12 protein-coding genes and 1 pseudogene are annotated in these 13,861 nt (G+C 52.0%); 4 read left to right on the forward strand and 9 right to left on the reverse strand.

Annotation, left to right across the window (positions count from 1 at the left end; genetic code table 11):
• Nucleotides 1–8: 8 nt before the first annotated feature.
• Nucleotides 9–755 carry a GntR family transcriptional regulator gene (locus ACLD3P_RS07800; protein ID WP_000434059.1) on the forward strand — a complete coding sequence of 249 codons (747 nt, stop codon included), beginning with the start codon at nt 9–11 and terminating at the stop codon, nt 753–755.
• Here ACLD3P_RS07800 and ACLD3P_RS07805 read toward each other — a convergent pair.
• From ACLD3P_RS07805 to ACLD3P_RS07815, 3 genes are read right to left on the reverse strand one after another with little or no spacing between them, the layout of a single operon-like run.
• The gene (locus tag ACLD3P_RS07805) at nt 729–1,694 is read right to left on the reverse strand and encodes a PfkB family carbohydrate kinase (RefSeq protein WP_001012665.1); all 966 of its coding nucleotides are present in this window, start codon (nt 1,692–1,694) and stop codon (nt 729–731) included. The two genes, ACLD3P_RS07800 and ACLD3P_RS07805, sit on opposite strands and share 27 nt — an antisense overlap.
• Nucleotides 1,691–2,695, reverse strand: a complete 1,005-nt coding sequence (locus ACLD3P_RS07810) for an ADP-ribosylglycohydrolase family protein (RefSeq protein ID WP_023226716.1) — start codon at nt 2,693–2,695, stop codon at nt 1,691–1,693. Before ACLD3P_RS07810 ends, ACLD3P_RS07805 begins: the two co-directional genes overlap by 4 nt.
• Complete coding sequence (locus ACLD3P_RS07815; RefSeq protein ID WP_000858698.1) at nt 2,692–3,963, reverse strand: nucleoside permease; 1,272 nt, start codon at nt 3,961–3,963, stop codon at nt 2,692–2,694. The genes ACLD3P_RS07810 and ACLD3P_RS07815 overlap by 4 nt, the downstream gene beginning before the upstream one ends.
• Nucleotides 3,964–4,216: 253 nt before the next feature.
• Between ACLD3P_RS07815 and fbaB the strand changes: the two genes are divergently transcribed.
• Nucleotides 4,217–5,269 carry a class I fructose-bisphosphate aldolase gene (fbaB, locus tag ACLD3P_RS07820; RefSeq protein ID WP_000129590.1) on the forward strand — a complete coding sequence of 351 codons (1,053 nt, stop codon included), beginning with the start codon at nt 4,217–4,219 and terminating at the stop codon, nt 5,267–5,269.
• 52 nt (nt 5,270–5,321) lie between these two features.
• Here fbaB and yegS read toward each other — a convergent pair whose 3' ends face one another.
• Nucleotides 5,322–6,221, reverse strand: coding sequence for a lipid kinase YegS (gene yegS / locus ACLD3P_RS07825; RefSeq protein WP_001273393.1), 900 nt, complete (start codon nt 6,219–6,221; stop codon nt 5,322–5,324).
• A 564-nt stretch (nt 6,222–6,785) separates the two neighbouring features.
• Here yegS and steD point away from each other — a divergent pair.
• Both steD and ACLD3P_RS07835 read left to right on the forward strand, forming a co-directional pair.
• The gene (gene steD / locus ACLD3P_RS07830; protein ID WP_131046440.1) at nt 6,786–7,121 is read left to right on the forward strand and encodes a type III secretion system effector SteD; all 336 of its coding nucleotides are present in this window, start codon (nt 6,786–6,788) and stop codon (nt 7,119–7,121) included.
• A gap of 121 nt (nt 7,122–7,242) precedes the next feature.
• The gene (locus ACLD3P_RS07835) at nt 7,243–7,659 is read left to right on the forward strand and encodes a CesT family type III secretion system chaperone (RefSeq protein WP_001677052.1); all 417 of its coding nucleotides are present in this window, start codon (nt 7,243–7,245) and stop codon (nt 7,657–7,659) included.
• Nucleotides 7,660–7,668: 9 nt separating this feature from the next.
• Here ACLD3P_RS07835 and ACLD3P_RS07840 read toward each other — a convergent pair.
• The 5 genes and pseudogenes from ACLD3P_RS07840 to ACLD3P_RS07860 form a co-directional block, all read right to left on the reverse strand.
• Nucleotides 7,669–7,848: pseudogene (locus ACLD3P_RS07840) on the reverse strand (non-LEE encoded effector protein NleB); the annotation flags it as partial.
• A 451-nt stretch (nt 7,849–8,299) separates the two neighbouring features.
• A complete protein-coding gene (gene yegQ, locus ACLD3P_RS07845; protein ID WP_001517981.1) occupies nt 8,300–9,661 on the reverse strand; it encodes a tRNA 5-hydroxyuridine modification protein YegQ in 1,362 nt (453 codons plus the stop codon).
• Nucleotides 9,662–9,776: 115 nt separating this feature from the next.
• Entirely contained in the window at nt 9,777–11,888 is a 2,112-nt protein-coding gene (locus ACLD3P_RS07850) for a DUF4034 domain-containing protein (RefSeq protein ID WP_131046439.1), read from the reverse strand.
• A gap of 10 nt (nt 11,889–11,898) precedes the next feature.
• On the reverse strand, nt 11,899–12,615 hold the full coding sequence (locus ACLD3P_RS07855; protein WP_131046438.1) for a DUF1266 domain-containing protein: 717 nt from the start codon (nt 12,613–12,615) through the stop codon (nt 11,899–11,901).
• On the reverse strand, nt 12,615–13,817 hold the full coding sequence (locus ACLD3P_RS07860; protein WP_145962633.1) for a cytoplasmic protein: 1,203 nt from the start codon (nt 13,815–13,817) through the stop codon (nt 12,615–12,617). Before ACLD3P_RS07860 ends, ACLD3P_RS07855 begins: the two co-directional genes overlap by 1 nt.
• Nucleotides 13,818–13,861: the final 44 nt, after the last annotated feature.

The following is a 13,861-nucleotide window of genomic DNA, read 5'->3' on the forward strand; positions in this document are numbered from 1 at the left end:
AAAGATAAATGGAACAAGCGCATACCCGGCTCATCGCGCAACTGAATGAACGAATTTCAGCGGCGGATAATACGCCGCTATACATGAAATTCGCCCAGACGGTAAAGGATGCCGTGCGCAGCGGTATTCTTGAGCACGGTAATATTTTGCCTGGCGAACGCGATCTCAGCCAGCTTACCGGCGTCTCGCGCATCACGGTACGAAAAGCGATGCAGGCGCTGGAAGAAGAGGGTGTCGTCACGCGCGCCCGTGGCTACGGTACGCAAATCAATAATATCTTTGAATATTCTCTGAAAGAGGCGCGGGGATTTTCTCAGCAGGTTGTCTTGCGCGGCAAAAAACCGGATACGCTATGGGTTAACAAACGCGTGGTAAGTTGTCCGGATGAGATCGCGCAGCACCTGGCGATCCCCGCAGGCAGCGACGTCTTTTTACTCAAACGCATTCGTTATGTTGATGAGGACGCGGTATCGATTGAAGAGTCCTGGGTGCCCGCGCATCTGATTCATGATGTCGACGCGATTGGCATTTCGCTGTATGACTATTTTCGTCGCCAGCACATTTACCCTCAGCGTACCCGATCTCGCGTCAGCGCCCGGATGCCGGATGATGAGTTTCAGTCGCATATTCAAATGGATGGTAAAGTGCCGGTGCTGGTGATTAAGCAGGTGGCGCTCGATCAGCAGCAGCGGCCTATTGAATACAGCATCAGTTATTGTCGTAGCGACCTATACGTTTTTGTGTGCGAGGAGTAGCGCCTCGCGCGTGGGCGCGCAGTCGCCGCCGCGATGCCCGACCACCCAGCTTGCCACCGCATTTCCCAGCAATACGGCATCCGCGAGCGACCAGCCTGACGCCAGTCCTGCCAGCACGCCGCCAGCATGGCTGTCGCCCGCGCCGATGGTATCCACCACGGTTGCCGGAAACGCTGGCACAACGCCGGAAGATTGCGCGCTAAAATACCACGCTCCGTCTTTATCGTGGCGCACCACCAGCGGCGCGGAAAAGCGGTTTACCCATGCTTCGCCGAAAGTGCGCGTATCGGTCGCAAGTCCGGCGCGTTCCGCGGCGATGATGGCTTCCTGGCGATTGAGGGAGACGATGGGTCGGCAGGCCATAATGCGCGCCATTACATCGTCTGTAATATCACCGATTCGTGGGCCAAAATCGATAAAAGGCGTGACATCGTCGACGGTTTCCAGCCACTGGATCAGTGGTTCGCCACAGGATGAGGCCAGTTGATAACCGGACAGGTAGACAAGACTGCCCCGCGGTGTCCTGAGCTGCGACAGCCAGTCCGCATTCCACTGGTTTTCCACGCCGCTAAAAGACATAAACGTGCGTTCGCCATCCGGTTCGACTAACGCCAGACACCAGCCGTTATCTCCTTCAACCGCGTCAATCACGCTGGATAATCCCTCTTTTGCCAGACGGCGGCGAATCCTCTCCGCCCACACGCCCTGGCCCAGCGGCAGCGCATTGCTGGCGTCAATCCCCAGTCGTTTCAACGCCACGGCAATATTCAGCGCACAGCCGCCGACATTGACGCTCTGTTGTTGCAGTTCAATATCGCCTCCGCGACGCGGCAACGTCCAGGCGTCAGCAATGATATCGATCACTGCCGCGCCGATAACGGTGAGCGGACGCCGGGTATGCAGGGTCGGTAATAATGTCAGCAACCGTGCGCCGTTCATAGTGCCTCCCGCCGTTGACGATAACTCGCCAGCGCAACGGCATAGCGCGCAAAATCCAGCTGATTAACCTCGTCCAGCGTTTGCTTTAACTGGGGGTTAATGGCGCTTACCCCGTGCAACGCGCCGCAAATGGCGGTGGCCATCGCGCCGATAGTGTCGGTATCGCCGCCGAGGTTAGCGCACAGCACGGCACAGCGGTTAGGGTCGGTATTCGCCAGTTCCACCATGGCGATAGCGCAGGGAACCGATTCAATGGTGCTGGTTCCCGCGCCGATGATCTGATAGAGCTGTTCGCTGGCAGATTCGACGCCGTCGGCGCGGCGGACAATGTTTAGCGCCAGTTCCAGACGTGCCGATAGCGAGGCGCTAAACGTGGTAATACGCGCTGTCTGCGCCTGATGGGCGACGGCGGGGAGCGAGTCGGCAATACTTTGCCACGTGTCGCCGTTAACCGCTCGCGAGACGGCCCAGGCGACAACCACGGCGCCAGCCACCGCCAGATCGGATTTATGCGTCGGGCTGGAGGCTAACGCCACTTCTGCTATAAAGGCTGTCAGGTTAGTTGGCGGCAACAGGCAGCCCAACGGCGAAACGCGCATGGCCGCGCCGTTAGTCACGCCGTTGTTTTCCAGCGCCGCGATGGGTTTGCCGTCGCGAATCGCATTCAGCGCAATTTTTGACGTCGGGCCGAGTACATTTTTATTGAACGCATCAAAGCGTTCCGCCCAGGCGAGGATGTTACGTCCAATAATCTCGGGATCAATGTTGCCTTCGCATTCGAGTAGCGCGTCGGCCAGGCAGAGCGCCATTGCGGTATCATCCGTAAACTCCGCGCGGTTAAAATAGCAGGCGGCATTATTTTCTTTTGGGCCGGGCAGAAAGCGGTCAATCCAGCCGAAATGCGCTTTGACGCGCGTTCTCGGCCACAGCTCAGAGGGCATTCCCATCGCATCCCCTAACGCTTGCCCGTAAAGAGCACCGAGAATACGTTCTGCTTTCATTTTACTTCCCCTTGTGTCAACGCAATATCGCGATCGTCAATAGCAGTGATTTCTTTGTCCGATTCGCGAAAGAAAATCATAAACAGTAGCGCGATGACGGCAATCATCACTGCGCCAAACGTCCACATGCCCGCCCAGTTGAATGTCAGACCGTTAACCGGTTGCGGATAAGCAAACATTTTTTCCATCATCACGCCGCCGAGGCGATAGCCCAGCAGGCTGCCGAATCCCTGACAGCAGAGGGTGATAAGCCCTTGCGCAGCGGTACGCATATGAACCGGCGCTTTTTTATCGACATAAATGTAGGCGGTGACGTAGTAGAAATCGTAACTTACGCCGTGCAGCAAAATACCGAGGAACAGCAGGGCGTAAGTGAAGTACGTTTCCGCGCCGCCATAGACAAAAAAGCCGTAGCGGATCGCGGCGGTAATAAGACCAAGTAATAATACCTTTTTAATGCCAAAGCGCTTAGTGAAAAAGGGCAGAGCCAGCATAAAGAAGATTTCAGAGAACTGGCCGAGCGTCATCCAGCCGGTGGCGTTCTTCATTCCCACTTCTGTCAGGTAGCCGTTAGCGAAGATGTAGTAGAAGGCCAGCGGCATCGCAAACAGGAAAGAACAGAAGAAGAAAACGAGAAAGTTTTTATCGCGCAGCAGGACCAGCGCATCCAGCCCCAGCATCACTTTAATATCCATCTTGCCGGTGCTTTTTGGCGGCGTGTCTGGCAGACAGAACGCAAATACGCCCAGCAACGCTGAACTTGCGGCGGTTATGAGCAGTGGAATGTTGGTGGGGGAAATATCGTTATAGCCTAACATTTGCGGCAGGAATCCACAGGCGAGGCCGGAGGCAATCCACCCAATGGTTCCCATAACGCGAATGCGTGGAAAATCGCGTTCAACATCCGGTACGTTAGCGAAGGCAATGCTGTTTGTCAGCGCGATGGTCGGCATATAGGTCAATGAATAGGCCAGAAGCAGCGGAAAGAATCCGACAAAGGTGGTTTGCTGCGCCGCGAAATACATCAGCACGGCGCCTGCAAACATCAGTACCGCCAGGACTTTTTGCGCTGAGAAAAAACGGTCGGTAACGGAGCCGACCAGAATCGGTGACAGGATCGCCGCAATGGCGGTACAGGCATAAGACCAGCCTATTTCACCGGCGGAAAACCCGCTTTTATTTAGCCATAGCCACAGGGGGACGAACCAGGCGCCCCAGATAAACCACTCCACGAACATCATGAACGACAGTTTAAAGGTCGTTTTCATTTTTGAATCCTTCATGACAGGTAAGGTACGCCATGACAATACCATTTAATAATACCTTTTAAATACCAATGAGCATTAATTTTGACCGATCTAACACTTTTTCGGACGTGAATCGAGTCAGCAGATAGCGCCGAAAAAATGCGCTAAAGTTGGCAAAAATGGTCGGTCAGTACCAGGCTTATTGCGACCCGCAATCTGCGGGACAGGACTATTCACCTTCCGATACCCTATCGGAACTTACGGGAGCATAGCTATGACTGATATTGCGCAGTTGCTTGGCAAAGACGCCGACAGCCTTTTACAGCATCGTTGTATGACCATTCCGTCCGATCAGCTTTATCTACCCGGCAAGGATTACGTTGACCGGGTGATGATTGACAATAATCGTCCACCAGCCGTTCTGCGTAATATGCAGACGCTCTATAATACTGGTCGCCTGGCGGGAACAGGATACCTTTCGATACTGCCCGTCGATCAGGGGGTGGAGCACTCCGCCGGCGCTTCTTTTGCGGCCAACCCGCGCTACTTTGACCCAAAAAACATTGTTGAATTGGCGATTGAGGCCGGCTGTAACTGCGTGGCCTCTACCTACGGCGTACTGGCCTCGGTTTCACGGCGTTATGCGCACCGTATTCCGTTTTTGGTCAAACTGAATCACAACGAAACATTGAGCTATCCGACAGAGTACGATCAGACCCTGTACGCCAGCGTTGAGCAGGCGTTCAATATGGGCGCCGTGGCGGTAGGCGCGACGATCTATTTCGGTTCGGAACAGTCTCGTCGCCAGATTGAAGAGATCTCCGCCGCTTTTGAGCGTGCGCATGAGCTGGGTATGGTGACCGTATTGTGGGCTTACCTGCGTAATTCTTCCTTTAAAAAAGACGGCGTCGATTACCATGTATCCGCTGACCTGACGGGGCAAGCCAACCATCTGGCCGCTACGATTGGCGCGGATATTGTGAAACAGAAAATGGCCGAGAATAATGGCGGTTATAAAGCGGTCAACTTCGGCTATACCGACGATCGCGTGTACAGCAAACTGACCAGCGATAACCCGATTGATTTGGTACGTTACCAGTTGGCGAACTGCTATATGGGACGCGCCGGGCTTATCAACTCCGGCGGCGCGGACGGCGGCGACACTGATCTCGGCGACGCGGTTCGTACCGCGGTGATCAACAAACGAGCCGGTGGAATGGGGCTAATTCTGGGACGTAAAGCCTTTAAGAAATCGATGGCTGATGGCGTGAAGTTGATTAACGCCGTACAGGATGTCTATCTGGATAGCAAAGTCACCATCGCCTGAGTTTAACGAAGAAAAGCCGGATGTGAACGCATCCGGCCAGCGACAGGTGTTATTAACGTAGCAACGGGCAGTCTGGCGGTAGCCGACAGCGTAATGCGCCAGGCAGCACCTCAATATGAAATTCTTGCCCGCTGAGTGGTTCGCCATCCAGATTAAACGTGATTTCATGCGGCGCATGAATATCAAACCACGCCGAGGCGCCGTCAATAATATTCGGATTGTCATCTGACTGCGTGAGCGTGGAAAACAGCGCCGGCAGCAGCTCTTCGCCGGTAAAAATCCGTAGCTGTAACAGTCCGTCGTTAATCAGCGCGGTGGGACATAATTGCTGCCCGCCGCCGGCCTGACGACCGTTGCCGATGCCGATCACCAGCGCATCTCCCTGCCAGTGAAAGTTTTCGCCACGTATTTCGCAGCGGTCAGGGGTCAGCGTATCCATTCTCATCAGACCGTGAATAAGATAGGAGACGCCGCCCAACGCGGCTTTAAGTTTTTCCGGCGTTTCGGTGGTAATGCGGGTGCCAAAACCGCCCGTCGCCATATTGATAAAACAGGTTTTATCATTGACCCTGGCCATATCAATTTCCATCGCGTTTCCGGCAATCGCCAGTTTCAGCGCTTTGTCCAGCGCTTCAGGAATACCGGCGCTGGTGGCAAAATCGTTGGCAGTGCCGAGCGGCAAAAGGCCCAGTGCAGGGGCTACGCCGTCGCGGATCTGGATGAGCGCGGTAGACACTTCATTAATGGTACCGTCTCCGCCGCCAGCAATCACCGTTTCAACGCCCAGTCTACGGGCTTCATCAACGTAACGTTGCGCGTCGCCTTTTTCCCAGGTTACCCGAACGTGAATCTGTATGCCTTCGTCGCGAAGTAGAGTAATGGCCTCACGTAGCGGCTGGTTATCAGCGCTTTTGCCATTGAGGATCAGTAAGCTGGCGGGAAAGTTAGCCATCCGTTATGCCTTAATAGGTTGAACAACAATCTCCAGAAAGTGTATAGCAGAAATGAAAAAGCGAGGTCAGAACAGGATGAAAATTGAAATGTTGCGCACTTATTGCTTTACCGTTTTTCTTTCTGCTGTACGCAGCGGTAAGCGAAGCATGGTTTAAGGCAAATGGCGACAAGAGAGATGCCGGTATGCGCATTGAGTAGCGCTTGTGAGAGTGCAGGGAAATCACAAGGGGGAGTCAGACGCTTTCCGATATAGCGCCTTTGATAACGAAACGGAGAATTAACAAGACGAACATACGTCAGTTATCAGTATTAATTTCAAATACCACAATATCAGATAATAACCTGATATTTATTACCAAACATACTTTTTAATAGCATAAAATCGAAATGTTCTTTAGACTGCTTTGGCAGGAACAAGGCGCACTATTAGCAGTACACTATTCTTGTTATCAAATAAATCCTATTTAGATGATGACTTAGCACGGTGTCTTATAGTCGTACCGTTGCCTGAGGTATCGCTTTTCTCATAAACATAAACAGGCATGTGCATGAAGAGGTTTATATGAATGTCACTTCAGGCGTGAATGCGCAAACGCCATTGCTCCCCCCTTCTGAACGGTGTAATGAAGAAAGTCCGGCAGCTGAAATCGTTGAGTTTAACGCTTACGGCAATAAACCCAGATGTTTAATATGCGTGGGAACCACGGCATTGTTTACAGGTATTTTCAGTGGGGTATGCTCAGGGGCTGTCGCCAGTGTCAGTAGTGGTGCTGCATATACTACCGCCCTGACGGTTTTAGGCGCATCGTTTGGCATGGGGGGAATTGGTATGATGGGAATATGCGCCGGACTATACCTTAGCGCAAATGGCATCAGAACCCGGCCAGCCTGGCCATAAATGAGCAAACACAGCAAGTCATAGGGAAAAGACGAATTCTGACGATGACACGGGGTGTTGCGCGTCAAGACAAGAGGCTTATGACTTATATAGAAACTCTTTAAATAGAGTATGGGGTGTTATGTATTCAAGAGCCGATCGCTTATTAAGACAGTTTTCACTAAAATTAAATGCCGATTCAATTGTCTTTGACGAAAACAGATTATGCTCATTTATTATAGATAACCGTTACCGTATCTTACTAACAAGCACTAACAGCGAGTATATAATGATATACGGTTTTTGCGGAAGACCTCCGGATAATAATAATCTTGCTTTTGAATTTCTCAATGCTAATTTATGGTTTGCAGAGAATAATGGACCACATTTGTGTTATGATAATAACTCACAATCATTATTACTGGCTCTCAACTTCTCACTCAATGAAAGTTCTGTAGAGAAACTTGAATGTGAAATTGAGGTGGTTATTAGATCAATGGAGAATCTGTATCACATTTTACAGGATAAAGGAATAACTTTGGATACCGATTATACGTGACGGTGGGAAGGGCGTTTGGTGATCTGGTGGTAATAGAGGATAATCAACCCCAGCAAAACTTACATGGCCTGACGAAGGTGGACTGAGCGTAGGTGCGATGGTTTGAGTATTACTTTGACATGAAATCAAACCTCTAATCCGGGAAAACATTATTTTAATCCTTGTAAAAGCGGCATTAAAACGTGCCATATTTTTACACGCTTAAATTATCAGTTTTTAACCTTAATTTAATAACCTGGAAATTTTTTGTGTAAGTGCTCACAAAGCAGTTATTGATTTAATTCCCTGATTTTAAACGTAAACGTCAGAATGCTAAGTCCTGAGTCTGACCGGATGCGGGGAGGATTGTGACTTGCTGGCTGGTCATGAATAGGGGAGGTCTCTAAACCTAAGCGCCCATTTGCGCTTTGGTTAGTGTGGTCAATTTTTGGATATGGCGGGAAGTACTACTTTTTTATGGATTATACGCAAAAAATAAGCCTGCGTAAGGGAGATTACGCAGGCCAAGGAGGTGGTTCCTGGTACAGCTAGCATTTATGGGTTATGTTTTTCAGCGCGTTGAATAATACCCGCATTGAGCGAAGCGGTATGTGATCAATTTCTAAGAATCTTCCCGCCATGAAAAAATAACCGCAATTAACTACTTAGCATGGGGGTTACGCGTTGATTCGCCTGAGAAATTACGCATCAATAGTGCGTAATCCAGCGTAACGTCCTGCGGGACGGGCATCCAGACGGTATAGCCATCGCCAGGTGCCACCGGCATAGCGTCGCCTTTGGCGTTCTCCATCTGTTCCAGGGTGAAATTGATATTTCCCTGCGGTGTCATCAGCTCCAGACTATCGCCAACGGAGAATTTATTTTTCACCGCCACGGCCGCCAGTTGGCCTTTACGCTCGCCGGTGAACTCGCCGACAAATTGCTGGCGTTCGGAAACGGAGTACCCGTACTCGTAATTCTGGTAATCGTCGTGCGTATGGCGACGCAGGAAACCTTCGGTATAGCCGCGATGAGCCAGACCTTCCAACGTTTCCAGCAGCGTAGGGTCGAAGGGTTTACCCGCGGCGGCGTCGTCGATGGCCTTACGGTAGACCTGCGCGGTACGGGCGCAGTAATAAAAGGATTTGGTGCGGCCTTCGATTTTCAGCGAGTGGACGCCCATTTTCGTCAGGCGCTCCACGTGGGCGATAGCGCGCAAATCTTTTGAGTTCATGATATAGGTGCCATGCTCGTCTTCGAACGCGGTCATGTATTCGCCCGGTCTTTGGGCCTCTTCTATCATAAACACTTTATCCGTCGGCGCGCCGATACCGAGCGTCGGCTCAACGTTCTGTACCGGAATCGGTTCGTGCTTATGCACGATGTTGCCGACAACGTCTTCTTTTCCTTCCTGCACGTTATATTCCCAACGGCAGGCATTGGTGCAGGTGCCCTGGTTCGGATCGCGTTTATTGATGTAGCCGGAAAGCAGGCAGCGGCCGGAATAGGCCATGCATAGCGCGCCGTGGACGAAAATTTCTATTTCCATATCCGGCACCTGCTGGCGAATTTCCTCAATCTCTTCCAGCGACAGCTCGCGGGAGAGAATCACACGGGTCAGCCCCATCTGCTGCCAGAATTTTACCGTCGCCCAGTTTACGGCATTAGCCTGTACCGACAGGTGAATTGGCATTGCCGGGAAGTGCTCGCGTACCAGCATAATCAACCCTGGATCGGACATGATCAGCGCATCCGGGCCCATCTCGACGACGGGTTTCAGGTCACGGATAAAGGTTTTGAGCTTGGCGTTATGCGGGGCGATGTTCACCACCACGTAGAATTTTTTTCCGAGCGCGTGGGCTTCGTTGATGCCAAGCTGCAAATTTTCGTGATTGAATTCGTTATTACGCACGCGTAAAGAGTAGCGCGGTTGGCCCGCATAGACGGCATCGGCACCGTAAGCGAAAGCGTAACGCATATTTTTCAGCGTTCCCGCCGGCGAAAGAAGTTCTGGTTTAAACATCATTTTCTCGTTCTGATGACAGGTCAGATCCGCCTCACCTGATGAGGCGGCTTGAGGAGAGTCCTCACTTTAAGGGCGGGCATTGTAGCGCCGTGGGAGAGGGGAGTAAACCACCTTACACCATTGAGTTGACCTGTCCCGGCAGCTCTGAATTCGGGATGCGGACGGTATACCAGGCGAAACGAAAGCGTTTCCAGAAAGAATCGAAATGCAGGTGGTCCAGGCAGTCCATAACGATTTCATTATCCGGGTAAAGCGTGAAGGCAAAATGCGCCCAGCGTGCGCTTAGCTTCATATTAAACAGCGTTCGATCGTGTTTATTACCGTGCAGGCGCGATAGGGTCACCATAGCATGTAGCGTGCCTTTGTTGGCCTCTTGTTGCACCAGTTCCAGATGCTTATGCGCCAGCGTAATATCCTTCACTTCAAAAATATTCAGCAGGAACAAGCCCCAGGCCTCTTTATGCCCGAACTGATGCGTCAGCCAGAGATTATCGAGTAGTTCTTTTTCATAAGCGGAACGTTTTTCGGTATCAGGTTCTTGTTTACTCAGACGCTGGTTGCAGACGCCGATGCTGAAATGAATATTTTGCAGGTCATTTTCATAGTCGGTATAGCCTCCGTTATCTATTAATTTGTACGGGGTGCTCTCGCGCAGCGCTAACTGCCGGTGCAAAATCTCCGCCGCGCGCTGAAAATACCCTAACGCGATGGCAGGATCGTAAGGTAGTAGGCCGTTGTTCTCTTTATTATTGTGTTCAAGGCCCAGCAGGTTTAGCGCGGCGGGTATATTTCTTTGTGCGCCCAGCTCTGCCAGCGGCACGAAATGTTCCGGGAGCCCGAACCAGTTGAAATTTTTAATCGCCGCCCGCCAGCTATGGTTATATTGAATGTCGGCGACGCTATCGAGCCAGGCGAGGCCTTGCGCCTCATCCTTTTCGAAACCCAATAACCCGGCGTACTGAAAGTAGCCACGGCGGATTTTCGGCACTGCGAATTCCGTTTGCTGCGCATTCTGACAGAGAAAGTTATACATCCACCAGGTGTCAGAAAAATCGCGCGGGGCGAACTTTATCGTGTCATCAGAGAAATAGTTGTTGAGCTTAACTTTTTCCACGAGCGAACGCTGAAGGGTTCGCCAGAGCGCGTCATTATCGTCCAGATCGCTATAGCAGACCCGCAGCCACTCCAGCGCGTTGTGGCGAGATTCCTGAATATGCGCTCGCAGGCTAATCTCTTCGGCTTTGGCGATAATACGTTCCTGTTCTGCCGGGGAGTCAACCTCTTTGATGCGCAGATCGCGGTGATCGTCCCACCAGATCAATAGCTCCAGATGTTCACGTTCTGCGGCAGAAAGGTGATCGCATACGCTTGATTCCAGAAATTCGCGGATCTCCTCGTGAGACCCTCTCCAGCGTGGCATACGAAACGGGATATATTCATCCAGCACGTAAAATGCCGTCGGGAAAATAGCCAGGCAGACGGCGAGCCAGTATTTTTGCCCGGCATCGTCATTGCACTCCGGCAGCACGGACGGGCGTGGCAGATTTGGGCAAACCGCGTCGGCAAACGACAGCCCGGAATGGGCCATCAGCGCGTCCACCTCCTGCGGTGAATGGCGATGATATTCAGCCAGATCTTCCATTAATGGCTGCCCGGCAACATCCGCGCCCACGAGGAACTCAACCAGCCAGTCGGGCTGGCCGAAGACTTTTGAGTTGGTGCTGGTCAGGGCCGCCGCCATCCACTGGCGCGGTTCACAGTCGATAGCATTGAGCGCGGCGATGACCATCCGTTCGTTGCAGGCGGCGGCGCAGATCCACATCGCTCGGGTGGTTTCTCTCGCCCAGCCATAGCTGCGGTAAAGCCACGCACGGTGATTCCAGTATTGCGCCTCGGCAAGCCAGGCGTGAGTGGAGCGGGGACGAGCGCGCTGCCAGTTTTTGATCAGCGCTAATCCTTGCGGCCCAGCCTCAACCAGCGTGTCCATATCGTAAAAAGGGTTGTCCATTTGATTCCAGGCGAAGAAATAGCGCTTTTCCGCTTCGCGGCTGGTAAAGCTCTCCGTCAGCGCCTGGTTGTAGCGTTCGTCCAGTTCGTCATAGCGTTCTTCGCGCAGCAGGCCGGGAATATCGGAAATATGCCACTCTCGTTGCCCGTCATTGAGGGGATTTTTGTGGTTGCACATCTCAAACATAGCGTTGAGCAGACGATCATCCTGTTCCATAAAGCGTCCTTTAAATCGGCTCGAAAATTTTGAATTCATTCCACGGCAGTTGTCGCCAGCGGCTGACCGGGTCTTGCAAATAATGGGTGGCTTCCTGTAAATCCCGTCCGGCAAGCGCTGTTGGCGTGTCACGTAGCGTGAGCCATACCCGGCGGGCGCGAACGTAGGCGGTGGCGTAATCCTCCCAGGAATCAAAACAGTCCTGAGCACGCTGGGCGTTAAGTAATAACACCAGCCAGGCCTGATGTACGTCGCACCAGTCGAGCCCGGCGATACAGCGGGTCAGAAAGGCGGTGCGCATACAGTCGAAGGCCAGCGCGTCGCGGACCTGGCCCTGGGCCGCCAGATGATGATAAAACGTGCGCGGCGAGCTGCCGATGCCCGTAGGCCAGCGGCGTAAGATATCCTCAACCTTGTGGCGTAACGCCGCGCCGTCGAGGTTTTCGCTCAAGCCCAGCTCTTTTTTTACCTGCTGCGCCAGATAGCGGCGTTTGTCATCGTCAAGTTTGAAGACCAGTTCAACGCCTTTGATCGGTAGCCCGTTGCGCCGGGCGAGGATATCAGCTAGCGCCAGCGCCCATTGCCGCCGTCGGGTATCGCGACGCAGATCCTTCAGACGATCTTTTTCTTTCTCCTCGGCGATACGGGCCGCAATCAGCGGTTTGTTTTTTTTGTAGTTGCGCCAGCTAAAAAATAGGGCGGCAATAATAAGAACAATCCAGAACATTATTGCACCTCCTTGATGGCAGGGAGGTAACGCGTGGTTTGTAGCGTCAGGCTTTCAATTTCGAAAGGTTCGCTACTGGTGTTTTTCCCGGCAAGCGTAGGGTGCCATTCATGTCGTGGAAACAGCATTTCCGCAGCCGTCGCCACGTTAGGATCAACAACCTGAAGGTAGCGCAGTGCCTCCGGGGCGCTGTGCAGCAGCAGCCACTGTAAAGCTACCGGGGGAGTGGGGAAGTGTTCCATTAAATGAAAATTGTCATGCAGCACATTGAGCAGAAAATTGAGGTCATGAATATGAGTAATAAATTTCCAACCTGAATATTCCGGCGTCGATTCATAAACTATTCCCATCCCTTCGCAATCAGCGTGGCGTTCAGGAAGTGGTTGCAGATGGCGTAACAGAGATAAAACATCGTTAGCATATTTCTTAATAGGATGGCGATTTTGCTTACCTTTAATCTGATCAATGCTCAGGCCGTTATTACCAACCACCAGGCTTATTGTGACGTGGGGAATATTATTGCCGTCGCGCAGGCTGAACAGGCGAAGTTTCTGTTGTTCAATTTGCCGGGCGTAGTAATCGCCGTAGCCGCCGGAAAGCGCGCCTTTATTATCAAAATCTCCGACGCAGTGTTGCATATGCCAGGATTCATACGCCATCTCACTGCGCAGGCCGGGGTCTGTTGCATCAAGCTCAACCAGTATACCGTTATTCACCGCCATCACCGGTTTTAGCGCCTCGCTGTTGGAGGGATACCAACCTTGTTCACGCAGGCGCTGCATTTTTTGATGCTCCGCTTCGCGCATTGCCAGCACGGTAAAGCAGTTGATACGCTGTAGTTTAGTTTCCAGCCGCGTTCCTTCCTGACGCGAAAGAAATTCCACTAAATCTCTTTCCATTGCCACAAGTTGCGGGTGCTGAACGTTAAGGTAGTAAAAGCGCTCATCGCCACCCAGCTTTGGCACCAGCCAGGCGGGGATTTCTGCATCAGCGCTAAAATAAACGGCATAATCGGCGACGGAGCGCACAGGATAAACGTGAGGAAAGTCACCAATGATCCAACGATAAAAATGGTTGCTTAACCAGCGCTGGATATTTTCGCTGTCGCCGCGTTGTTGGCTCCGGGAAAAAATAGACGATTTTACATTTGGCGCATTTATTATATTGCGTGGTTTATAGCGGTGAGATGACGTTTCTGTCATAAAAATCCATGTATAATTAAGCTGGTATTATGTTTATGTATTTT

The organism is Salmonella sp. 741265073_HBA (genome assembly GCF_046569105.1).
Classification (GTDB): domain Bacteria; phylum Pseudomonadota; class Gammaproteobacteria; order Enterobacterales; family Enterobacteriaceae; genus Salmonella; species Salmonella enterica.